Origin of the sequence: Pusillimonas sp. NJUB218 (genome assembly GCF_003788685.1) — a bacterium.
Lineage (GTDB): Bacteria > Pseudomonadota > Gammaproteobacteria > Burkholderiales > Burkholderiaceae_B > Neopusillimonas.
Genome location: NZ_NQMK01000003.1, coordinates 72801 through 96221 on the forward strand (window position 1 = coordinate 72801; position 23421 = coordinate 96221).

Sequence of the window (23421 nt, forward strand, 5' to 3'; positions counted from 1 at the left end):
GACAATGAATCATTTGAAAACGGGTGCTGCCGGTACGTTCTCGCTGGTCGTGGTGTTGCTGGTCTGGGAGTTTGTGTGCCGGGCATTCGAGATTCGCTCGATCATGTTGCCTCTTCCGTCGGCAATTTTGACCGAGTTGAGCAACGAAGCCTCGTGGTATGTAGAGCAAAGTCTGTACACCCTGTTTATTACGTTGGGTGGTTTCGTGCTGGCCGTAGTGGGGGGTGTGCTGATCGCAGTGGCACTGGTCAGCTCACGTATTTTCGAACGGTTTCTGTATCCGCTGATTATCGGTTTTAACAGCGTACCCAAGGTAGCGCTGGCGCCGCTGTTTGTGGTCTGGATGGGCACTGGTGCCGAGCCCAAGGTGGCGATTGCGTTCCTGATAGCGGTGTTCGCCATTATCGTCGATACGGTTCATGGGTTGCGGTCGGTGCCGTCCGACATTACCGATTTAGGCAAGGTACTGAAGGGGTCGGCTTGGGACTTCTTCTTTAAGGTCAAGCTGCCTTGTGCGCTGCCTTCGGTGGTGGCGGGCATGAAGGTCGCCATGTCGCTGGCGCTGGTCGGCGCCATTGTCGGCGAGTTTGTCTCGTCGCAAAAAGGGTTGGGTTACGTGATCATGAGTGCGCAGGGCACATTCGATACGGTTCGGGTGTTTGCGGCGCTGTTCATTCTTGGGGTCATGGGTGTTGTGCTTTACGGTGCGCTGGCCTGGATCGAGCGCCACGCAACGCCTTGGCGTCAAGGACACGAAGAATAAATTGTTGGTCTGGTGGTTTCAAAGGAGCTGTTATGGGTGGTTTGCTGGCGTTGTCCCGGTTGATCGATGCGATCAATGTCAGGGTGGGCAAAGCGGTGTCGTGGGTAATTTTGGTGGTTGTGGTGGTTAGTTCGTTTAACGCTGCGTTTCGCAAGGCTTTCGACATGAGCTCGAATGCCTGGCTGGAAGTGCAGTGGTACATGTTCGGGATGATTTTTTTGCTGGCCGCCGGTTATACATTTTTGCGTAATGGGCACGTGCGTGTCGATATCCTGGCGTCGCGCCTTTCCGAGCGCGGGCAGATCGTGATCGATATCATCGGCATCCTGGCGTTCTTCTTGCCTGCGTGCATGTTTATTCTCTGGCTTTCTGTGCCTATGGCCATCGAGTCTTACGTGCATCACGAAGTGTCATCCAACGCGGGTGGCCTGGTGCGCTGGCCGGTCAAGGCGCTGATCCCGCTGGGGTTCATTTTGTTGTCTTTGGCTGGGGTGTCGCACCTGATCAAGTGTGCCGGGTTTTTGATGGGCAAGTGTCCTAATCCCACGCATCCCGAAGGTCACAAAACGTCTGAAGAGTTGTTGGCCGAAGAAATTGCCAACGCGGCATCGTCCAAATAAAAAGATAAGGTGGTTTGATCATGGAGTTCTTAATTGCCAACATGGCCCCGGTCATGTTTGCCTCGTTGATCCTGTTTTTGCTGATGGGGTTTCCGGTGGCTTTCACCCTGGCCGGGCATGGCTTGTTGTTTGGCCTGCTGGGCGTAGAGCTAGGTTTTTTCCAGCCAGCGTTGTTTCAGGCGTTGCCTCAGCGTATTTTCGGCATTATTGCCAACGACACGCTGCTGGCAATCCCGTTCTTTACCTTTATGGGGTTGATTCTTGAACGTTCTGGCATGGCCGAGGACCTGCTTGAAACGATTGGTCAGTTGTTCGGACCATTGCGTGGCGGTTTGGCTATTGCCGTGGTGGTTGTCGGTGCTCTGCTGGGCGCCACCACCGGCGTCGTGTCGGCGTCGGTGATCTCCATGGGCTTGATATCCCTGCCCATTATGTTGCGCTACGGGTACGACCGCCGGTTGGCTTCAGGCGTGATCGCTGCGTCGGGTACGTTGTCGCAAATTATCCCGCCGTCTATCGTCCTTATCGTGCTGGCCGACCAGTTGGGCCGCTCAATTGGCGACATGTATCGTGGCGCCATGGTGCCGGCCATGATGACTGTAGGTTTTTACATTGCCTATATCTTGTTGCTCGCGCTGTTCCGGCCACGCAATGCGCCGGCCATTCCCGAAGAGGGCCGTACCTTTATCGAACCTAACGGCAGTCACGGCATTCCGTCGTTGCTGGTGTTGTTGGCGGTGGCTGTCGGTGCGTCGTGGTTGTTGTCGCCCATGATCTTGTCAGCCGATGCACCCATTGATGAAACCGTTGTTGTGGGTACGCTGGTAGGCGGCGTGGTGGCGTTTGCTCTGGCCGTGCTTAACAAGGTTTTCGGGTTTGGCTTGCTGTCGCAAATTGCCGAACGGGTCACGTTTGTCATGATTCCGCCCCTGGCCCTGATCTTCTTGGTGCTGGGTACTATTTTCCTGGGTATAGCCACACCTACCGAAGGGGGCGCTATGGGCGCGGTCGGCGCCATTATCATGGCATTGGCCCGTAAGCGGTTGTCGTGGTCGTTGCTCAAGCAGGCTATGGACACGACCACCAAACTGGCATCGTTCGTGATCTTTATTTTGGTGGGCTCCACCGTGTTCGGCCTGACCTTCCGTGGTGTCGACGGCGACTTGTGGGTTGAGCATTTGCTGGTGGGCTTGCCCGGCGGCGAAACCGGCTTCTTGATCATCGTCAGCATCTTCGTGTTCGTCATGGCGTTCTTCCTGGACTTCTTCGAGCTGGCTTTCATTATTGTGCCGCTGCTGGGCCCGGTCGCCGACAAAATGGGCATTGACCTGATCTGGTTCGGGGTGTTGCTGGCGCTGAACATGCAAACCTCATTTATGCACCCCCCGTTTGGCTTTGCCCTGTTTTATTTGCGGTCGGTAGCGCCTAAAGAAGATTACAAAGACAAGCTGACGGGTCAAACTATTGCCAAGGTCACGACGGGCCAGATTTACTGGGGCTCCATCCCGTTCATCTGCATCCAGCTGCTGATGGTCGCGTTGGTGATGATGTTCCCGGCAACCGTCATGCACTACAAAGATGGTGCGTCCAAGGTCGATCCCAATACGGTCAAGATTGAGGTTCAGGCTGACTACGGCGGCAGCAGTGTCTTTGGCGGTGACAGTTCGGGGCCGATATTTAAATAATCTGGATGTGTGCCCGGGGTTACCGCCGGGCCTAGGTTTGCACTATTTTTCTACCGTCGTTATCGTCGTGTTGCCGGGTGGTGAAAGCCACCCGGTTTTTCTTTGGGCGAGCGATTGTGTGTTGCGGCGCCCAGCGCGGCTGGGCCGTTGGCGGCGGCGATTCGACCGCGCGTGTTCGTCAAAGTGGCTGCGTCCGCTTGCTCTTCCCACTGCGTTAAAATCCACGTTTTGCAGCATGTGCTGTTTTGCCCTTTATTTTTTGGGAAGTCACTATGGAATTCGATCAGTCCGGCGTCAAAGCCCTTATGGAAATCACCTCGCGGCCCGATCTGGTATTTGTGCGTGGCCAGGGGTCTTGGCTTGAAGACCATAATGGCAAGCGATACCTCGACTTCCTGCAGGGCTGGGCCGTGAACTGCCTGGGGCATTGCCCGCCGTCGGTGGTGGCTGCGCTTACAAAGCAGGCTTCAACGTTAATTAACCCCTCGCCGGCGTTTTACAACCAGCCGTCTATGGATCTGGCCAAACGTATTACGGGGTCGTCGTGTTTCGACCGCGTATTTTTTGCCAACAGCGGTGCCGAGGCCAACGAAGGCGCCATCAAGCTGGCCCGCAAATGGGGCAAGCTGCATCGCAATGGCGCCTACAAAATCATTACGTTTAACCATGGCTTTCATGGCCGCACATTGGCCACCATGTCGGCCTCCGGCAAGCCCGGCTGGGACACCATGTTCGCGCCGCAAGTCGACGGTTTCCCCAAAGCTGAGCTGAACGATATTGAATCGGTTCGCAAGTTGATTGACGACAAAACCGTTGCCGTCATGCTCGAGCCCGTCCAGGGCGAGGCGGGCGTTATTCCGGCCACCGTCGAGTTCATGCAGGCATTGCGTGCTTTGACACAAGAGCTGGGCCTGTTGATGATTGTTGATGAAGTCCAAACGGGTATTGGTCGGACCGGCAAGCTGTTTGCGTATCAGCATGCCGACATCGCCCCCGACATCATGACGCTAGCCAAAGGGATAGGCAGCGGCGTGCCTCTGGCTGCCTTGTGCGCACGCGAGGCCGTGGCTTGTTTCGAATACGGTGATCAGGGCGGTACTTACAACGGTAACCCGCTCATGGCCGCGGCCGGTATTGCGGTATTCGACGAGGTCAGCGCGCCCGATTTTATGGCGGCTGTTAATGCGCGTGCACAACAGTTGTCGGAAGGTTTGCTGGCGCTTTCGACCAAGTGGGGGATGGATGGCGAGCGTGGTACAGGTTTGCTGCGTGCACTAAAACTTGGCAAACCCGATGGCGCCGCTATTGTGGCTGCGGCGCGCGACCGCGGGCCCGAGGGCCTGTTGCTGAACGCACCGCGTCCCGAGCTGCTGCGTTTTATGCCCGCTTTGAACGTTACCGCTGAAGAAGTCGACCTGATGTTGCGTTGGCTCGACGAGATCGTCGGCCAGGTTCGGGCGTAATCTTCAGCGGTGTTGGCCAGGCTTACCCTTGCTTGGCCACCTGCCGCCAGTGATGCAGCAGCGGCTCGGTGTAGCCGTTGGGCTGTTCAAGCCCTTTGAAGACCAGGTCGCAGGCGGCCTTAAACGCTACTGACGTATCAAAATTGCCGGCCATGGGCTTGTACAGCGGGTCGCCATTGTTTTGCCCGTCGACGACAGCCGCCATGCGTTTCAAGGTTTCCATGACTTGCTCTTTTGACACAATGCCGTGACGCATCCAGTTGGCGATGTGCTGGCTGGAAATGCGCAGCGTAGCGCGGTCTTCCATGAGCCCTACGTTGTGAATGTCGGGTACTTTTGAGCACCCGACGCCTTGGTCGACCCAACGCACGACGTAGCCCAGAATGCCTTGGGCATTGTTATCGAGCTCTTGCTGTTTGTCGGCTTCAGACCAACAGGTGTCGGTGGCGACCGGTACCGTCAGGATTTTGTCGAGCAAGGCTTCGGTTTTACCTTCCATGCCGCGCTGGATATCTTGCACGTTGACCTGGTGGTAGTGCAAAGCGTGTAGGGTGGCGGCGGTAGGCGAGGGCACCCACGCGGTGTTGCCGCCAGCTTTAAGTTGCCCGATTTTTTGCACCAGCATGTCGGCCATCAGGTCGGGCATGGCCCACATACCTTTGCCGATTTGGGCGCGTCCGCGCAAGCCGCATTCCAGACCGACCTGTACGTTATTGCGCTCGTAAGCGTCGATCCAGAGGCTGCGTTTCATTTCGCCTTTGCGAATCATGGGGCCGGCTTCCATGGCGGTATGGATCTCGTCGCCGGTGCGGTCCAGAAAGCCAGTGTTGATGAAGGCGACGCGTTCAGTGGCCTGGGCAATGCAGGCTTTCAGGTTAACGCTGGTGCGGCGTTCTTCGTCCATGATGCCCATTTTCAGGGTATTGGGGGCCATACCCAGCAGCTGTTCGACGCGGCCGAACAGTTTGCCTGCGAAAGCGACTTCGGCAGGGCCGTGCATTTTGGGTTTGACGATATAAACCGACCCCTTGCGCGAGTTGGCCTTGCGCTCAATGTCGCGCAGCGCAATCAATGACGTGATGACGGCGTCCATAATGCCTTCGGGGACTTCGTTGCCGTCTTTGTCGAGAATGGCCGGGTTGCTCATGAGGTGGCCGACATTACGGATCAGCATCATCGAGCGCCCGCCCAACATCTGAGGTTTGCCGTTCAGGTCAGTGTATTCGCGGTCGGGGTTCAGGGTGCGGGTGAAGGTTTTTCCGCCTTTGGAGACTTCTTCGTTCAGCGTCCCGGTCATCAGGCCCAGCCAATTACGATAGGCCAAAATCTTGTCTTCGGCATCGACGGTGGCCACCGAGTCTTCGCAGTCCATGATGGTGGTGAGCGCCGCCTCCATGAGAATGTCTTTGACGCCGGCGCTGTCTTGCTTGCCTATAGGGTGGGTGCTGTCGATTTGCAGTTCGAAGTGCAGGCCGTTATGACGGAACACCAGCGCTTCGGGTGCGTCGGGGGTGCCCCGGTAACCGAGCAGGCATTCGGGTTGCGCCAGGGTTGTGGCGCCGTTGGCGAGTTGCACGACCAGTTTGCCGTTTTCAATCCGGTACGCGGTGGCATCGGCGTGTGAGCCGTGTGCCAATGCAATGGTGTCGTCAAGAAAGCGGCGCCCATATTCGATGACCTTGTTGCCGCGCACCGGGTTATAGCCGCCCGCACGCGTCGCTCCGTCGTCTTCCGAAATGGCGTCGGTACCGTACAGCGCATCGTACAGACTGCCCCAGCGCGCGTTGGCGGCGTTCAGGGCATAACGCGCGTTGGTAATGGGAACCACCAGCTGCGGGCCGGCCTGGTCCGAGAATTCGAAATCGATGTTTTGGGTGTTGACGCGAACCTGGGCCGGCGCGTCTTGCAGGTAGCCAATGCGTTTCAGAAAAGCCTTGTAGGCACCCATATCGCGAATCGGACCGGGGTTGGCACGGTGCCAGGTGTCTATTTCGGCTTGAAGGCGGTCGCGCTCGGCCAGCAATGCTTTGTTTTCGGGCGCCATATCGTGAACGATGCTGTTAAAACCGGCCCAGAAGGCCGACGACGTGATGCCGCTGCCGGGTAGGGCTTCTTTTTCGATGAAGTCGTAAAGGCGGGTGTCGACCTGGAGCTGCTGGCATGTTGTTCTTTGTGTCATGGCGCTTCCTTGTTGCATAGGTATTGGACAAAAATCGGTAAAGTTTTTAGCGTACGATGCTCGTATAGTATGGACTGTTGAAGGTGTCGGCTCAAGACTGTGCGGGTTCAATCACCTTGAACTAAAAGTTAATAAATAAAATCAACATGGCCACAAATAGTTCGTAATGAGTTGCCGGTTTGGGCCGGTAGGGTAATTGTTGGGGGGCGTAATGAAAGGTTTGCCAAAACTGATTGGGGCGCCGTCGGCGCTGTTGCTGCTCGAGGGCTGGACGGCGGTCGCCGGCCGGGATGCTATCCACAAAAATTACATGTTTAAAAACTTTAATGAAGCCTTCGGCTTTATGACACAGGTGGCGCTGCAGGCCGAGCGCACCGGGCACCACCCCGAGTGGTTCAATGTATATAACCGCGTGAGTGTGACGCTGACCACGCACGATGCCAACGGCGTTACCGATCGCGATGTCGCGCTGGCCGCTTTTATGGACCAGCTGGTTTAGGAGAAAGTATGTCTTATCGATCTGGCGAGGGCCCGATTGCCCCGCTGGTAATGCCGCAACTGATCCCTTTTGCAGGGTTCGAGCAGGCAGATGCCGCTGTAGCGCGGCTGGTTGAAATCTACGAACGCAATACCGCATTTATTCGCGATGGCTTCAAAATGTACGCCGAAGGCCGACTGCTGCCTGGGCAGCGAGTGCGTGCTTATTACCCCGCCATTCGTATCAAGGTCTCTACGTATCAGGCCGTCGATAGCCGGCTTTCGTACGGGTATGTGGTCGAGCCAGGCACATACATGACCACCATTACGCAACCGCGTTTGTTCGAGCGCTATTTGCGCGAGCAAATCCATTTGCTCATCCAGAATCATGGTGTTGCGGTTGAAATCGGCGAGTCCGATGTGCCTATCCCGTTGCATTTTGCCTTCCCCGAGGGCTATTACGTTGAAGGGGTGTTTGCCGATTCGGTGGGCGGTGCATTGCGCGACCACTTCGATGTGCCCGACTTGGCGGTCACCGATGATTCGATAGTGAACGGCACTTGGCGCAGCCGGCGCGGCGAACCCGAGCCGCTTGCGCCCTTTACCGCTCCACGTATCGATTACTCGTTACATCGTTTGCAGCATTACACGGCAACGGCTCCGCAGCATTTTCAAAGTTATGTGCTGTTCACCAACTATCAGTTTTATATCGACGAGTTCTGCCGGTGGGCCAAAGAGATGTTGGCTAGCGGCGAGGGCGGCTATACGGCCCTGGTCGAGCCGGGCAATGTGATTACGCTGGCGGGCGCTGGGGCTCAGCCCAGCGGCCCCGCCCCGGCCCGTATGCCACAGATGCCGTCTTACCACTTGCTGCGCGAGAACAATACCGGCATTACGCTAATCAACATTGGCGTCGGGCCGTCAAACGCCAAAACCATTACCGATCACGTGGCCGTCTTGCGGTCGTCGGCCTGGATCATGCTAGGCCATTGTGCGGGCCTGCGTACAACGCAACGGCTGGGCGATTATGTATTGGCCCATGGCTATGTACGCCAAGACCATGTGCTCGACGACGACTTGCCCGTTTGGGTGCCGGTGCCGCCGTTGGCCGAAATCCAGGTGGCACTGGAAGACGCCGTGGCTGAAGTGGCGGGTTTGTCGGGTTGGGAATTAAAGCGAATTATGCGTACAGGAACGGTGGCCACCACCGACAACCGCAACTGGGAGCTGCGCGACGATAACGAGCCGGTGCGCGGTTTGTCGCAGTCGCGAGCTATTGCACTCGATATGGAGTCGGCAACTATCGCGGCCAATGGCTTCCGTTTCCGGGTGCCTTATGGCACGTTGCTCTGCGTCTCCGATAAGCCCTTGCACGGCGAGCTTAAACTGCCGGGCATGGCCAGTGAGTTCTATCGAACGCAGGTGGGGCAGCATTTGCAAATCGGTATCCGAGCCCTCGAAAGCCTGCGCCAGATGCCATATGAGCGCTTGCACTCGCGCAAGTTGCGCAGCTTCATCGAGACGGCATTCAAGTAGGTTTGTCAGGCGGGATAACGTGGTTTATGCCATCGTTATTCCGTAGCTTTCGTGGTGGCGGCCAAAGGTGCTGTCCCACATTTCGGCGATGGTCTCGGCGCTCCAACCCCCTTGCTTGAACGCTATGTGCTTTTCGTCGGGGTGCGACCAAAGCGCCAGTTTGTCGCCGCCCAAGCCAATGCATTGGCCACTGATATGTTGTGCCGCGTGCGACGCCAGGAAAACGAACAGCGGTGCCACATCCTCGGGTAAGCCAAGGCCCATCCCCATGCGTACGTTCGGGGGTAGCGGCTCGCCGCGCTGTGCGGCGGCTACATGATCTTGCATGCCAGGAATGGTGGCGACCATTTGGGTTAGGGCTGTGGGTAGCACCGCGTTGACGGTGACGTTCATGCGGGCGCACTCCAGCGCCCAGGTGCGGGCGAAAGCGGCAATGCCGGCCTTGGCGGCGGCGTAGTTGCCTTGGCCGAAGTTGCCGCGCTGCCCGGCCAGCGACGATACCAACAGCAGTCTGCCGCCTTCACCTTGGGCACGAAATTGGCGGACGGCAGCTCGGGCGCAAGTAAATGTGCCGCGCAAGTGTGTGTGGACGACGCTGTCAAAATCGTCATCGCTCATGTTCCAAAGAACTTTGTCTCGCAAAATGCCCGCATTGGTCACCATAATGTCCAGGCGCCCGAACACAGATACTGCACGCTCGACACACAGGTCGGCCGCTTCGCTGCTACCGATTGGGGCGACGGCTGTGGTGGCCCGGCCACCGGCCGCCATAATGGCTTGGACGGCAGCGGTGGCGTGTGCTTCGCTGATGTCGTTGACGACAACTGCCGCACCAGCTTGTGCCAGGGCCTTGGCTGTGGCTAACCCCAGCCCTTGGCCGCTGCCCGTGACAACGGCGACTTTGTTTTCCAGACGGATCATGCGGGGTATCCTGTTCATTGCCCGCGAAACTCGGGCTTGCGTTTTTCCATAAAGGCCACCGGCCCTTCTTGCGCGTCAGCGCTGCCTATTATTGTGCGGTAGCTCTCGTCTTCCAGCGCGTAGCCAGCGTCCAGGGGCATGCCGATGGCGGCGCGGGTTACACGTTTGATTTCGCGCACTGCCAGCGGGCCATTGGCCGCAATGCGTTGCGCGATACGCTGCGCTTCGGTCAACACGTCGTCGGCCGGCAATATCTGGTTGATCAGGCCCAGGTTCAGCGCCGTTGGCGCGTCTATGGTGCGGCCTGTCAGCAGCAGGTCCATGGCCTGGCAATAAGGGATCTGACGGGGCAAGCGCGCCAGCGTGCCGGCAAACGGAATCAGCGCATGCCTGACCTCGGGCCATCCGAAGGTTGCTGTTGAGGTGGCCAGGCGGATGTCGGTGCCTAGAAGGATTTCTGCGCCAGCTGCCATGCAGAGGCCATTGACGGCTGCGATTAGTGGCTTGCTTAATGGCGCTTCACGCAAGGGCGCCAGCGTCCTGATGCGAGGGTCATCGAGCAGGCGATGATCCCAATCGTCTTTGGGTTGAAGGCGTCCTGAAAGCAATTGCAAGGTACTGCCCAGGTCTCCACCCGAACAGAAGGCACGCGGGCCTGCGCCCGTCAGGATAGCGACATGCAGGTTAGGGTCGGCTTCGAAAGCGTCCAGTGCATCGACCAGCCTGCACAACAGCTCCGGGTTGAGCGCATTGTGTGCGTCCGGACGATTCAGCGTCAACGTCAGGACGCCGTCGCAGGTTTCAGTAAGCAAGGGCGGATTCACGCCAGGTCCTCCCAATGGATTTGCAGCGGCAGGCCGGTTAAGGCTTGATCTAGCGCGGTGCGCTGGTCGGGGTTAAGCGCTGATGGTACTTTTAATCGGGCGACGATGCCGCGAGGCTCAGCCGCGCAATCGACGACAACCGCCTCGGGAAGGTCCAGCGAACTGATCAGGGCTGCAATTTTTTCTTGGGCAGCCAGCGCTCGCAACGCCGGCTTGTAAATCTTGCCGACCGGTGTTGTCGGGATTTTATCCAGGATCAGCACGCGTTTGGGCAGGGCCGGACGCTCGGGGATGTGTCGGGCCACATCGGCCAGTAGGTCGGTTGGTGTGGCATGCGCCCCTTCTTTCAGGCTGACGAAGGCCACCGGCAGCTCGCCAGCGTAGCTGTCGGGCTCGCCCACTGCTGCACAAGTGTTGACTGCGGGCAATTTTAAAAATGCTTCTTCGATCAGACCCGGGTCGATATTGTGACCGCTGCGGATGATGAGGTCTTTGCTGCGCCCGGTCAGGTAAATGTAGCCATCTTCGTCGACATGGCCCAAATCGCCCGAGATCAACCATTGATCGTCGGTGAATGTGCCCGCGCTGTGCGCGTCGTCGAGATAACCGGGGCTGACATGAGGGCCGCGGATCACCACAATGCCGGTTTCGCCAGGTTTGCAGAAGGTACTTAACCTTTTGTCTGATGCTGTTTCGAGGGGAATGGCCGCTACATCGGAATAGGGCAGGCGAATGCCCACCGAGCCGACATGGCGTGGGGCGTGACAGGGCTCGATGGACACCAGGCCGGCGCATTCTGTCATGCCGAAAATGCTGCGTATGGGAATGTGATGTTCGTTTTCGAAGGTTTGTGCCAGTTCGTTGGGTAACGGCGACCCCCCCGAAAGTGCCCAGCGAATGTTCTCCGCTTCCCCGGGCGATCGGGGTACGTCGAGTAGTGCCGATAAGACGGTAGGGACGCATCCCAAATGCGTGAGTTTTTCGCGTTGCGCAAAAGCCCAGGCCTGTTTTACGAACGCCTGGTTGCGCATCCCCGTCAGTGTGGGCAAGAACAGCGCAGCACCCGCGGCCAGCGGTGCCAGGCCATAAACGAAAGTCCCGGCCACATGGAAGATCGGAAATCCGTTCAGAATCCGGTCGCCCGGCTGCATGTCGTAGTAAAGCGCACCAAACCAGCTCGTATGCACTTCATTGCGGTGGCTATGCCGCAGAATTTTGGGCAGACCTGTTGTTCCGCCAGTGTGAAACATCGCCGCAATGCGGTCTGCGCTTAGCTCGGCTTCGTAGTTTCCGGTTGCGGGTTGTGCGTTTAGCAGGCGTTGAAAAGAGCCTGGTCCGGGGTTGCGTTCGTCGGGGTCAATTTCAATAACATGCGTGACACAGCCGGCCAGCTCGGCGGCTCGCCGAGCTTCTGCATTGATGGGTAGCGTATCGCTCGGCGCCAGCGTAATGACAACACGGGTATTGGTTTTGCGTAGCAGTTCGGCAATGTGTTCGGCGCTAAGCAAATAGTTGATAGGAAAGGCGCAGCCCGCCATTTGCGCGCCCCACAGCGCAAATAACGCTGAGGGGATGTGCGGTACCAAAAGCGCTACAGGGTCATCTTGTTGAACACCCAAAGTGCGCAGGAGGTTGGCCGCCCTTATGCAGGAATCGAGGAAACCCTGGAAAGACCAGGTTAGCGGCGCCTCTGCGAGGTTGGCGCTTTCCTGGAAATAGAGGGCGGTTGCCGGGCCGTAGGTGTTCGCTGCGTAGCTTAACAGCGCCGCAGTAGAAGGGAACGGCACCATGGTCTCGTAGGGCTTTTGCTCGAGGGCCCGGATATCTTCCAGCGTTTTGATTTCCGGGCGCAGGGCGGTGGCAAAATTCATGATACTTACTGCTCCAACTTCCATTTGCCGTCTTCCACTTTAACCATGACCTGGCCGCGGGCATCCAGACCATTATGGTTGCCAGGGCTCATGTTAAAAACGCCTTCCGGGCTTACGACTTCTTTCATCCCTTCCAGCGCGTCGCGCAGGGCGCTGCGGAATTCGGCGGTACCAGGCTTGGCCTTTTGCATGGCGAGCGGAATCGTGGCGTCCAGCATGTTGTAGGCCGTCCAGGCTGTAGAACCGAAAAGCGAGCGCGTCCCAGGACCATATTTGCCTTCGTATTTAGTCACGTACTCCAGCCCGGGCTTTTTGGTGGGGTTTTCGTCAGGCAATTGTTCGGCGACCAAGACGGGGGCGACGGCCAGTAGTGTGCCATTCAGGGCGGCGCCGCCCAGGCGCAGGTAGTCGGCATTGGCTACGCCGTGGGTTTGATAGATGATGCCTTTGTAGCCGCGTTTAAGCAGTTCCATTTGCGGCGTTGCGCCGGGTGTCCCGAAGCTGAAGATATAAACTGCGTCGGGTTTGGCGGAAATCATTTGTACGGCCTGGGTGGTCGCCGAGATGTCTTGGGCGCCAATGCGCGCTGTTGCAGTGATGTCGATGCCTTCGGCTTGTGCTTGCTTCTGGAAAGCATTCAGGAACCCGTCCCCGTAGCCTGTGGTCACGGCAATGACGCCTACTTTCTTGACCTGACGAGCCTTCATGTCTTGAATGGCTCGCTGTACCGAGAGTGCTTCGGGTGCAGGTATTTTGAAGGCCCAGGTACGTGGCCCTTCTTGGGGTTCGATGATGGCGTTACCACCACCCAGCGATACCAGGGGCGTACCGTTGCGGCCCGCCACTTCGACGATGGCAATGGACGGTGGCGTAATCGAGGACCCAACCAGGACGTCTACTTTTTCTTCAGTGATGAGTTTGGCGGCTTGCTTGGCCGCTTCGGTCGGGTCGCTGTTGTCGTTAAGGACGATGACTTTTGTTTTTTCGCCACCGATGGTTTCGGGCCAGAGTTTGACGGTGTTTTCGGCCGGCTTACCCAGCGAGGCCGCCGGTCCGGTCAATGAAAGGATGACGCCGATAGTGACCTCGGCATTGGCCGATGTGGCGCCCAGTAGCGCGATTGCCGTCGCGCATGACAGCACGGTTTTTCGCCATTCGGCGCGCGGTGCCGCCCCAGCGCGTTTGGTGGGTTGATTCTGCGGTGCAATGAAAGTCTTGGGGAACATGTCTAAGTCTCCTGGTAACCAACGTTTTGTTGTTTTGCTATTCTTTATGTACGACGTACTACACTAACAAGTAAAAGCAAAAACGCTGTCATCCCAGAAGATGACAAGCCCCCGAAGGGGTAGAGGAGATCAGGATGCGAGCATGGAGTCTTGGCGGCATGGCTTCGGGCCCCGACTTGACCGGCGAGGCCGTGGCCAATATCGTTGCCGCCATTGGCGAGGGTGATTTTTCCCAACGGGTTCTACACCAGGTCAACCGCGTTATACCCGTGGGCTGCTGGTCTGTGTACCGCATTGGCGGCGATCAGCCCCGCATGTTTTTGTCGGGCACTTACCATCGAAAAGACACGACAACGGGCAGTTGGCAGGCCTACCTTTCCGGCCCTCATCTGGCCGATCGTACCTTCGCTTTTGGTGAAATTGACCCGGCCGGCCCGGTGATAACGCACCTGACCGCTGAAGAAATTCCGACTCGGGCCCATCGCGACAAGGTGTACCGTCAATTCGACATGAGCGAGCGTTTGTCGGTTGTTGAGCCGCAATCGCGCGACACGGTGTTTGCATTAAACCTTTACCGTTACAACGGCCAGGGTTTTTTCACCGATCGCGAGCTGGCTGCCTTCGAGACCATTGCGCCTTCGTTGCTGGCGTCTGTGCATCGGCATTTGTTGCTTCACCCGCGTGCCGCCGCCTTGGCGAGCCCCTTGTCACTCGATTCGGTTCGGCAGGCTTTCGAGACCCACCGCCCAGACCTCACTGAGCGGGAACTCGATGTGGTCGCCAGGACGGTTTTGGGGATGAGCTACGAAGGCATTGCGGCCGATCTGGGCTTGAAGTTACCTACCGTTAAAACATACCGCAACCGTGCCTTCGAACGTTTGCACATCAGTTTTAGAAGTGAGCTGGTCAGGTACTACCTGACGCTTTCAGGCGGTTTTTTTGGCCTTGGTCTTTAATGCCAGCATGGTGCCACGGCAGTTGTCGTTACCGCACAGGCATTGGTATTCAAGCTTGCGTTTTTTAGTCAGGCGGCCGTCAAGCACCAGGCCATAGTCGTAAAAAAGCTCTTCGCCGCGTTTGATGTCGCGCAGGGCCACGATGTATACCCGCGTACCTTTTTCGTTTTCTTGCGCTTCGCAGTTGGGGGCGCAAGAATGGTTGATCCATTTGGCGTCGTTGCCGCGCACGCCGCCATCAATGACCTTGCCGCTGCTTAGCGCAAAAAAGAAGGTATGAAATGGGTCTTCCGGGTTGGTCGGGTGGCGTTCGTCGGCCTCGTCGGGTGAAATTTTTTGCCCAGTGTATTCAAAAATACACGTGCCTTCGGGGATATTGCGGGCGGCAAACACACCGTTGCCATGCGTTTTCGATTGCTTGACCTTATGCCAGACCGGGGTATCTTTTGCCATGTGCCTTATCGTTTTAAAAGCGGTGCCAGGTAACGGCCGGTGTGGCTTTCCGGGTGTGCCGCGATGTCTTCCGGCGTGCCTTGCGCCACAATGCGGCCTCCGCCATTGCCGCCTTCGGGCCCCATGTCTACCAGCCAGTCGGCGGTTTTGATGACATCGAGGTTATGTTCGATAACGACAACCGTGTTTCCCGCATCTACCAGCTGTTGAAGCACCTTGAGCAACAGGGCGATATCTTGAAAATGCAGGCCTGTTGTCGGTTCGTCGAGAATATACAAGGTTTTGCCCGTGCTGCGTTTGGACAGCTCAAGCGAAAGCTTGACGCGTTGCGCCTCGCCGCCCGAAAGCGTGGTGGCGCTTTGGCCCAGGCGTAAGTACGACAGCCCGACATCAATCAGTGTATTGAGCTTCCGCGCGATGGTGGGGACGGCGTCAAAGTATTCAAGCGCCTGCGCCACCGTCAGGTTCAGCACTTCGCTGATATTGCGGCCCCGGTAGCGGATGTCGAGTGTTTCGCGGTTGTATCGCTCGCCTTTGCAGACGTCGCACGGCACATACATGTCGGGCAAGAAGTGCATCTCGACCTTGACGACGCCGTCGCCCTGGCAGGCTTCGCACCGCCCGCCCTTGACGTTGAATGAAAACCGGCCTGGGTCGTAGCCGCGTGTGCGCGATTCGGGCACGCTGGCAAAGAGCTCGCGAATCGCCGTGAACATGCCGGTGTACGTGGCCGGGTTGCTGCGGGGGGTGCGGCCGATGGGGCTTTGGTCGACATTGATGATTTTGTCGAAATGCGTCAGGCCTTCCAGGTGGCTGAATGGCGCGGGTTCGGTTTGTGCGCGGTGAAGGTCGCGCGCTACTGCTGTGGCGAGCGTATCGTTGATGAGGGTGGATTTGCCGGACCCCGACACCCCGGTAATGCACACCAGGCGACCGGCCGGGATGGCCAGGTCGACGGACTTGAGATTATTGCCGGTGCAGCCCAGCACTTTCAGCCATGTGCCTTCGGGGTCAACGGGCCGACGCCGAGGGATGGCAATTTTTTTTGCGCCAGTCAGGTATTGACCGGTCAGCGAGGCTGGGTCGGCTGCCAGAGCTTGCGGGGTGCCTTTGGCGACGACCTGACCGCCATGCTCGCCCGCGCCGGGCCCCATGTCCAGTACAAAATCAGCGGCGCGAATCATGTCTTCGTCGTGCTCGACCACAATGACGCTGTTGCCCAGATCGCGCAAGTGTTGCAAGGTGGCGATCAGGCGGTCGTTGTCGCGTTGGTGAAGGCCAATGGAAGGTTCGTCGAGTACATACATGACGCCGGTCAGGCCCGAACCAATCTGGCTGGCCAGCCTGATGCGCTGCGCCTCGCCGCCAGAAATAGTGTCGGCGCTGCGGTCAAGTGACAAGTAGCTCAGCCCTACGTTATTCAGAAACTGAAGTCGGGCTTCGATTTCGCGCACGATGCGGTCGGCGACTTCTTTTTTCGAGCCCGATAGCTGTAGCGCCTGGAACCACGCCAGACAATCGGACAGCGGTAGCGCCTCGACCTCATAGATGGCGCGGCCCATACGTTGCGCTTCGCCGATTTCGTTGCCAATCAGTACGTTGCGCGCTTCGGGGCGCAAACGCGAGCCGTGGCAACTGGGGCAGGTGCGCGTGTGGCGGTACTTGCCCAGCTCTTCACGTACAGCGCCGGAGTCAGTTTCGCGCCAGCGTCGTTCCAGATTAGGAATGACCCCTTCGAAAGGGTGCTTTTTGACGCTGCTGCGGCCTTTCTCGTTGATGTAAAAAAATCCGATTTCTTCTTCGCCCGAACCGTACAACACAATGTTTTGCAATCGTTCGTCCAGCGTTTCGAACGGCGTGTCGATGTCGAACTGGTAATGCGCGGCCAAGCTGGCCAGCAGGGCATGGGTGAAGGCATTGCGACGGTCCCAGCCGGCAATCGCGCCGCCGGCCAGGCTGAGTTCGGGGAAGGCCACCACCCGTTTGGGGTCGAAAAAGTCGACATGCCCCAGGCCGTCGCAGCTTGGGCATGCCCCCACAGGGTTGTTGAAACTGAACAGGCGCGGCTCGAGTTCAGTCAGGCTGTGTTGGCATACGGGGCAGGCGTACCGGCTGGAAAAGGCCGACTCTTCGTCGGTATCCATGTTCAATGCCAGCACTCGTCCGTCTGAAAGATTCAGGGCGGTTTCGAAGCTCTCGGCCAGACGCTGCTGGCTTTCCGGTTTGATTTTGATGCGGTCGATGACGACATCGACACTATGTTTTTCGGTTTTCTTCAGGGGGCCGAGTTGATCGATTTCGACCATTTCGCCATCGACGCGCACCCGCACAAAGCCTTGGGCCTGAAGCCCGGCGCATTCGTCTTCGAAGCTGCCTTTGCGTGCACGCGCCAGCGGCGCCAAAATGGCCAGTCGTGTGCCCTCGGGCCAGGTTAAAACCTTGTCGACCATCTGACTGACGCTTTGCGCTTGCAAGGGTAACCCGTGGTCTGGGCAGTATGGTGTGCCGACTCGCGCGTACAATAGACGCAAATAGTCGTGAATTTCTGTAATGGTCCCCACCGTCGAGCGCGGGTTATGCCCGGCCGACTTTTGTTCGATAGAAATTGCAGGCGACAGCCCCTCGATCAGATCGACGTCGGGTTTGTCCATTAACTGCAAGAATTGCCGAGCGTAGGCCGACAAACTTTCGACGTAACGCCTTTGCCCTTCGGCATACAAGGTATCGAACGCCAACGATGACTTCCCCGAACCCGACAGCCCGGTGACCACAACAAGCTGGTGTCTGGGTAGGTCGACTGAGATATTTTTGAGGTTATGGGTGCGGGCGCCCCGGATGCGAATTGCGTCCATCTGGTCCATTAAGGTTTTTCGAAGGCTAACTTGCTACTATAACGCGCTGTGCCCGTCTTTATTAAATGAGTATTTATGGCTAACTCTGGTGCCGCAACGGTTAAACCGCCGCGGGTCAAGCTGAAACTGACCGCCACCGAGCGTAAAGCCAGCATCATGCTGGCCCTTTTATTTGCTTCACGCATGTTGGGGTTGTTCTTGTTGACCCCGGTGTTTGCTGTGGCTGCCTTGTCCATCCCCGGGGGTAACGATGCGGTCAAGGTGGGGCTTGCGCTGGGCGCTTACGGGCTAACCCAGGCGTTTTTGCAAATACCCTTAGGCATGGCCTCAGACCGTTTCGGCCGACGACCCGTTATTGTGGCTGGCATGGTGTTGTTTGTCGCCGGCGGGATCATGTGCGCGCTGGCGTCCGACATTAACTGGATTATTGCCGGGCGGGTGTTACAGGGGCTTGGGGCTATTTCAGCCGCGATTACAGCCTGGGTGGCCGACGCTACCCGACCCGAAGTGCGCACCCGTGCCATGGCCATGGTGGGTGGGTCGATCGGCTTATCTTTTGCCGTGTCCCTGGTGTTGTCGCCGGTGCTTGTCGGCGAGTTCGGGTTGTCGGGGCTGTTCTGGGCGATCAGTTTGCTTGGGTTTGTGTGCCTGCTGATTGCCGCCTTTTTAGTGCCGGCTGCGCCGCAATCGATGCAGCCCATTGTGCAGGCCAAGGTGTCCGACGTTTTGCGGCATGCCGATTTGCTGCGCCTGAATTTTGGCGTGTTTTGCCTGCATTTTGTGCTGATGGCCATGTTTGTGGTGGTGCCGGGCATTTTGGCGCGGCTGGGCGGGTACGATTCTTCCCGGCTCTGGGAAGTATATTTACCGGTGATTTTGTTGTCTTTTGTGCTGATGGTGCCGGCGGTGTTTTATACCGAGACACGACGCGCGCATAAGGTCGCCCTTGAAGTTGCCGTGGCCGGCTTGGTGGTGGTGCTGGCGTTTTTACCGTGGGCCAGTCAGCAGTTTGTGCCTATGGTGGCTTTGCTTATCGGTTTCTTTATTGCGTTTAACGTGCTCGAGGCCTTGCAACCGTCGTTGGTGTCTCGCGTCGCGCCGCCCGAATTCAAAGGCTTGGCCCTTGGTTTTTACAACACCGCGCAGTCGCTGGGCGTTTTTGCCGGGGCGTCGCTGGGCGGGGTTCTGGCGGCGGCGGGCAACACGTCGTACGTGTTTTTGGTGTGTGCGGTGCTGACTTTTGTCTGGTTTTTAACCGCACGCGGTTTTCGTAACGGGGCGTAAGCCAGATTTTGGGACGACGGTAGGACACCGCGTGTCTGGCCTGCTTGGCCCAGCAGTTTGACCTGCCGGCCAAGACAAAAATATGCGTTCGCATTACTACGTATTTTGCTGTTTCGTTGGTGTCGATTCAACGATAATGGCGCTGTGAAATTTATTGATTGGGGGTTTAGATGGCTTCAGTAAACAAAGTGATTTTGGTGGGTAACCTCGGGCGCGATCCCGAAGTGCGCTACAGCCCTGAGGGGGCGGCCATTTGTAACGTGTCGCTCGCGACCACATCGCAATGGAAAGACCGCAATAGCGGCGAAAAGCGCGAAGAAACCGAATGGCACCGTGTGGTGTTTTATAACCGTCTGGCCGAAATTGCCGGCGAATACCTGAAAAAGGGCCGTTCCATTTACGTCGAAGGCCGTATCAAGACACGTAAATATCAAGACAAAGAAACCGGCGCCGATCGTTACAGCACCGAAATTGTTGCCGAGCAAATGCAAATGCTCGGCGGCCGCGATGGTGGCGATATGGGTGGCGGCGCCGACTTCGGCTCTGAATCGTCCGCACCGCGTCAGCAGCGACCCGTAGCGCCGCGCCCGGCCGCACCGCAGGCTGCGCCAGCAGCCAACCTGGCCGACATGGATGACGATATTCCGTTTTAGTTCCGACCTAGATTTATTTGTAAACAAGGTCCCAGTAGGCCATGTGCTTGCTGGGCTTTTCTATGTCGATGTGGTGAAGGGTGCCCTCCTACCCCATCCGCACCATTGGCTTGATTGTGTGAAGCCTTTCATCACGCTGTAGAAGAGTATTCAACGTACGGTTTCTATGAAAAATATCCGGCAAAAATGCCGGATATTTTTTAGTCGATCATCGACACATTTACATTTTTGAGTTGCGTGAACTCATACAGCTCTTCGAGACATTCCTCTTTGCCAATACCAGAGCGTTTGTAGCCCCCAAAGGGTGCTCCGATAAAGTGTGATGAGCAATCGTTGACCCAGACATAGCCAGCTTGCACTTTAGCGGCCGCCCGGTGAGCAGTCACCAAGCTACGCGTCCAGATTGATGCAGTTAAGCCGAACTCGGTACTGTTTACATCGTTGATAAGGGCGTCTTCATCATTCCATTTAAGTACAGAAAGTACAGGGCCAAATACCTCTTCTTGGGCAATGCGCATGTTTGGCGTGACGTTGGTGAAAACGGTGGGTTCTAAGAAATATCCGTCCTTGAGCGCCGGATCGTCGGGTTTTTTGCCGCCGCAAACCAGGGTTGCCCCCTCGGCTTTTGCAATTTCGATGTACTCGAGACTGCGTTGATATTGCGCAGGGCTTGCCAGGGCGCCCATAGTTGAGCTTAGGTTGGTTGCGATGCCTGGCTTGTGCTCTTGGTGAATCTTTTGAATGAGAGCCTCGACAAATTGGTCATGTAAGCTTTCATGAATGAATAGCCGACTGGTTGATCCGCAAGACTGGCCGCACCAGGTGAAGTTCATTCCACGCACTGCTCCGCTTACGGCACGATCAAGGTTTGCATCCGGGTAAATGATCATTGCATTTTTACCCCCCAGTTCAAGTAGCGTGCGCTTCATGTCAGTGGCGGTTGCTCGCAGCACGGCCTGGCCTGCCTGTACGCTGCCAATTAGCCCTACTGCTGCAACTTCCGGATGGGCAACAAGAGCGGCGCCTGTATTGCGGTCGCCGACGACGCAATTCAGGACCCCTGCCGGAAAAATGTCTGCCAAAAGCTCCATCAACTTAATGGTGGATAAAGGCGCTTGCTCTGGCGGTTTGACAACGACCGTGTTGCCGGCGGCGAGTGGCGCTGCAATTTTGCCACCGGCAAACATAAAAGGGTGATTGAAGGGGAAAATGCGCGCAACTACACCCAGTGGCTCGCGCTGGGTGTAGTTCAAAGAGCCGTTGCCCGTAGGTATTGTTTCCCCCTTAACTTCAAGTACAAGGCCCGCAAAGTATTCGAGTTGGGTCGCGGCAATTTCTGCATCGAAGATCATGGCCTTGACGGGATTACCACAGTCGGCGGCATCTAAAAGTGCCAAGTCTTCCGCATGCTCCCTGATTCGTGTGGCCGCCTTTCGCATAAGGCGCGCACGTTCAAGTGGCGGTGTGGTGCGCCACTTTTCGAAGGCGTTGCTTGCCGCTGTGACCGCCAAATCTACCTGCTGATCGCTTGCAATGGGTAGTGATGCAAGTAGTTTGCCGGTTGATGGGTTGATAGATTCGATAAAGCCATTGTCAGCCGAGAAATGCCATTCGCCCCCCCAATAATGTCCGAGCTGTGACGGCATGATAGTTGGGACGCGGGAGGATAAATCTTCGTTGGTCAGGTTTGTTTTATGTTGTGTCATGACGGTTGCTTCAGGCGGTTGGTATTAAGGTAGCGAAGAAAGTTTGCGTACTTTTTGTGCAATGCGAATTAGCCGATAAGTCCCGGTAGCCAGGTGGCAACGCTAGGAACCAAAAATATGACGACTAGCATAAGCACGCTGATTATTACGAATGGCATTGCCGACGCGAACACCTGGTTTATGGATATTGACGGCGGTACTACGCTTTTCATGGTGAAGAGCAATAATCCGAACGGTGGCGTCATGAGCCCCATTTGCATGGCAATTAGGAATAAAACGCCAAACCAGATTTGGTCGATGCCTGCAGTTAGTACTAAAGGCATAAAGAATGGCAGCGTAAGCAGCATCATGCTGATTTGATCAACGAAGCAGCCCAAAACAATTAACACCAGAATCATCATGATCAATAGTGTTGTCGTGCCAAGGCTCATTTCGCTGATCATCCCCAGGAACCCGTTGGTTGCGCCGGACATTCCCAATAGCTGTGAAAATGAGGTGGCTCCTACGATGATAAAAAGAATGATTCCCGACACATGAACTGTGCCTTTCAGAGATGCAAGCAGGCTTGAGAGCGTTAGCGCGCGATAGGCTAACGCTAAGACGATGGTTGCCGCTGCACCTAATGCGGCCGCCTCTGTTGGTGTTGCTATGCCGCCGGTCATGGTGCCAATGACCACCGCGAAAATAGACATTAACGGCAAGACATACGTGACCAACGGCTTGTATTTTTCCCACCCGGAATATCGGGTGCCCACGTCGTCGGTCGGCACCATTGATGGTGAGATTTTTGCGCGCAGAAGAATGTAAAGTACAAAAAGACAGGCAAGTGCCACGCCAGGCAAAATCCCGGCAAACAAGAGCTTTGTGATTGAAATGTTTGCGAGGCTACCAAAAAGAACGATTAGTGCAGATGGTGGTATCAGCATATCGACACCGCCAATCGCGATAATCGGCCCCATGGCCAGACTAGGATGATATTTTTTCTTGAGCATGACGGGCGTCATGGATCTGCCCAGCATAGCTGTAGTTGCGATTGTCGATCCTGAAACAGCCGAAAATGCTGTTCCTGCAACTACCGAAATGATTGGAAGGCGTGCTGGGACTCGGTAGATCAATCTATCGAAGCCGTCGATGACTTTGAGTGCCAAGCCTGTTTGAAATAGCACTTCTCCCATTAATACAAAGAGAGGGATAGGTGTGAGTGAGAATGTAATGACCGAAGCAATTGAGTTGCGGGCCAATTGGTCAATGCCCGCAATGCCGCCCATGAACAGGAAGGCGCCAATAACATTCGAGGCCAGAAAAGCCATGGCGACGGGTAGGCCGATCAGCATTAAAAGTACGATCGTGCCCATCAGGAGAGCCAGGTTTGTCGTCCAGTCCATATGTTTGTCTCTTTTTGATTTATCTGGCGTTACGCTACTGACGTGGCTTCTGCCCGCAGGGTTCTGGTGCCCGTCAATAACCGATGAATTCGGAAGAGGAACTCGATGGCGAGAATAAAAAACATGGCCGCCGCGGGCGCCAGCACCCACCATTCTGGAAATACCAAAATTTTCAAGACAAGCGAACCACTGTCTGCGCTGGCGGTAACCGCGCGTATGCTTGATACGGTCAAGACAAAGGCTGTTGCGGCGCCGATGATGTCGGCGACTAATTCGGTCGCCCAGGCGGCTTTAGATGGAATCGCTCGTAAGAGCATGTCCATGCGGACGTGTTTGCCCTCGCGCAGCAGCCAAGGAGCAGCTAAAAAAGTGGATAAGTAGAGTGTATATTCGGCGACCTCAGGCGACCAGGGGATGTTGCCCCATTTCATCGCCCGAGTCCCTACGTCGGCGCAGATCACGACAACCATGATTATGATGAGTAGACAAGCAACTAATGCAAGTCCATTGAGAAGCTTTTCCCAATAATGATCGATTTGATCCAGCATGCTTTAAGTCCTCAAGCTC

The 23421-nt window shown here is 56.7% G+C and carries 19 protein-coding genes; 9 read left to right on the forward strand and 10 right to left on the reverse strand.

Annotated features, from left to right (window positions below; translation table 11 throughout):
* Positions 1-4: 4 nt before the first annotated feature.
* The 4 genes from CHR62_RS05370 to CHR62_RS05385 all read left to right on the forward strand — a co-directional run bounded on the left by CHR62_RS05370 (position 5) and on the right by CHR62_RS05385 (position 4531).
* Entirely contained in the window at positions 5-763 is a 759-nt protein-coding gene (locus CHR62_RS05370; protein ID WP_123660393.1) for an ABC transporter permease, read from the forward strand.
* A gap of 32 nt (positions 764-795) precedes the next feature.
* Positions 796-1383 carry a TRAP transporter small permease subunit gene (locus CHR62_RS05375; protein WP_123660275.1) on the forward strand — a complete coding sequence of 196 codons (588 nt, stop codon included), beginning with the start codon at positions 796-798 and terminating at the stop codon, positions 1381-1383.
* Positions 1384-1403: 20 nt separating this feature from the next.
* On the forward strand, positions 1404-3068 hold the full coding sequence (locus CHR62_RS05380; RefSeq protein WP_123660276.1) for a TRAP transporter large permease subunit: 1665 nt from the start codon (positions 1404-1406) through the stop codon (positions 3066-3068).
* Positions 3069-3340: 272 nt separating this feature from the next.
* Entirely contained in the window at positions 3341-4531 is a 1191-nt protein-coding gene (locus CHR62_RS05385) for an acetylornithine transaminase (RefSeq protein ID WP_093971600.1), read from the forward strand.
* Positions 4532-4553: 22 nt separating this feature from the next.
* Here the strand turns inward: CHR62_RS05385 and CHR62_RS05390 are convergent, their stop codons facing one another.
* The gene (locus CHR62_RS05390; protein ID WP_123660277.1) at positions 4554-6710 is read right to left on the reverse strand and encodes a malate synthase G; all 2157 of its coding nucleotides are present in this window, start codon (positions 6708-6710) and stop codon (positions 4554-4556) included.
* A gap of 211 nt (positions 6711-6921) precedes the next feature.
* Between CHR62_RS05390 and CHR62_RS05395 the strand changes: the two genes are divergently transcribed.
* The gene (locus CHR62_RS05395) at positions 6922-7209 is read left to right on the forward strand and encodes a 4a-hydroxytetrahydrobiopterin dehydratase (RefSeq protein WP_123660278.1); all 288 of its coding nucleotides are present in this window, start codon (positions 6922-6924) and stop codon (positions 7207-7209) included.
* 8 nt (positions 7210-7217) lie between these two features.
* Positions 7218-8723 (forward strand): AMP nucleosidase, encoded by a 1506-nt coding sequence (locus CHR62_RS05400; protein WP_199722898.1) that lies wholly within the window; start codon positions 7218-7220, stop codon positions 8721-8723.
* Between the two features lie 24 nt (positions 8724-8747).
* Here the strand turns inward: CHR62_RS05400 and CHR62_RS05405 are convergent, their stop codons facing one another.
* Genes CHR62_RS05405 through CHR62_RS05420 form a run of 4 tightly spaced genes read right to left on the reverse strand, consistent with a single transcriptional unit; the run spans position 8748 to position 13565 of the window.
* Positions 8748-9644, reverse strand: coding sequence for an SDR family NAD(P)-dependent oxidoreductase (locus tag CHR62_RS05405; protein WP_305000433.1), 897 nt, complete (start codon positions 9642-9644; stop codon positions 8748-8750).
* Positions 9645-9658: 14 nt separating this feature from the next.
* Positions 9659-10468, reverse strand: coding sequence for an enoyl-CoA hydratase/isomerase family protein (locus CHR62_RS05410; RefSeq protein ID WP_123660280.1), 810 nt, complete (start codon positions 10466-10468; stop codon positions 9659-9661).
* On the reverse strand, positions 10465-12339 hold the full coding sequence (locus CHR62_RS05415) for an AMP-binding protein (RefSeq protein WP_123660281.1): 1875 nt from the start codon (positions 12337-12339) through the stop codon (positions 10465-10467). Before CHR62_RS05415 ends, CHR62_RS05410 begins: the two co-directional genes overlap by 4 nt.
* 5 nt (positions 12340-12344) lie before the next feature.
* Positions 12345-13565 (reverse strand): ABC transporter substrate-binding protein, encoded by a 1221-nt coding sequence (locus tag CHR62_RS05420; RefSeq protein WP_123660282.1) that lies wholly within the window; start codon positions 13563-13565, stop codon positions 12345-12347.
* Positions 13566-13699: 134 nt separating this feature from the next.
* Here CHR62_RS05420 and CHR62_RS05425 point away from each other — a divergent pair, with 134 nt between their 5' ends.
* Positions 13700-14521: a LuxR C-terminal-related transcriptional regulator gene (locus CHR62_RS05425; RefSeq protein ID WP_123660283.1), complete on the forward strand. Its 822-nt coding sequence runs from the start codon at positions 13700-13702 to the stop codon at positions 14519-14521.
* Here the strand turns inward: CHR62_RS05425 and CHR62_RS05430 are convergent.
* On the reverse strand, positions 14492-14974 hold the full coding sequence (locus CHR62_RS05430; protein WP_123660284.1) for an SET domain-containing protein: 483 nt from the start codon (positions 14972-14974) through the stop codon (positions 14492-14494). The genes CHR62_RS05425 and CHR62_RS05430 overlap by 30 nt on opposite strands.
* 5 nt (positions 14975-14979) lie before the next feature.
* Complete coding sequence (uvrA, locus tag CHR62_RS05435; protein ID WP_123660395.1) at positions 14980-17826, reverse strand: excinuclease ABC subunit UvrA; 2847 nt, start codon at positions 17824-17826, stop codon at positions 14980-14982.
* Between the two features lie 75 nt (positions 17827-17901).
* Here uvrA and CHR62_RS05440 point away from each other — a divergent pair, with 75 nt between their 5' ends.
* A complete protein-coding gene (locus CHR62_RS05440) occupies positions 17902-19110 on the forward strand; it encodes an MFS transporter (RefSeq protein ID WP_123660285.1) in 1209 nt (402 codons plus the stop codon).
* Positions 19111-19280: 170 nt separating this feature from the next.
* Complete coding sequence (ssb, locus tag CHR62_RS05445) at positions 19281-19763, forward strand: single-stranded DNA-binding protein (RefSeq protein ID WP_123660286.1); 483 nt, start codon at positions 19281-19283, stop codon at positions 19761-19763.
* Between the two features lie 200 nt (positions 19764-19963).
* Here the strand turns inward: ssb and CHR62_RS05450 are convergent, their stop codons facing one another.
* From CHR62_RS05450 to CHR62_RS05460, 3 genes are all read right to left on the reverse strand, one after another.
* Positions 19964-21469, reverse strand: coding sequence for an aldehyde dehydrogenase family protein (locus CHR62_RS05450; RefSeq protein ID WP_093970851.1), 1506 nt, complete (start codon positions 21467-21469; stop codon positions 19964-19966).
* A gap of 68 nt (positions 21470-21537) precedes the next feature.
* Positions 21538-22854, reverse strand: a complete 1317-nt coding sequence (locus CHR62_RS05455; protein WP_093970852.1) for a TRAP transporter large permease — start codon at positions 22852-22854, stop codon at positions 21538-21540.
* 29 nt (positions 22855-22883) lie between these two features.
* Entirely contained in the window at positions 22884-23402 is a 519-nt protein-coding gene (locus CHR62_RS05460) for a TRAP transporter small permease (protein ID WP_093970853.1), read from the reverse strand.
* Positions 23403-23421: the final 19 nt, after the last annotated feature.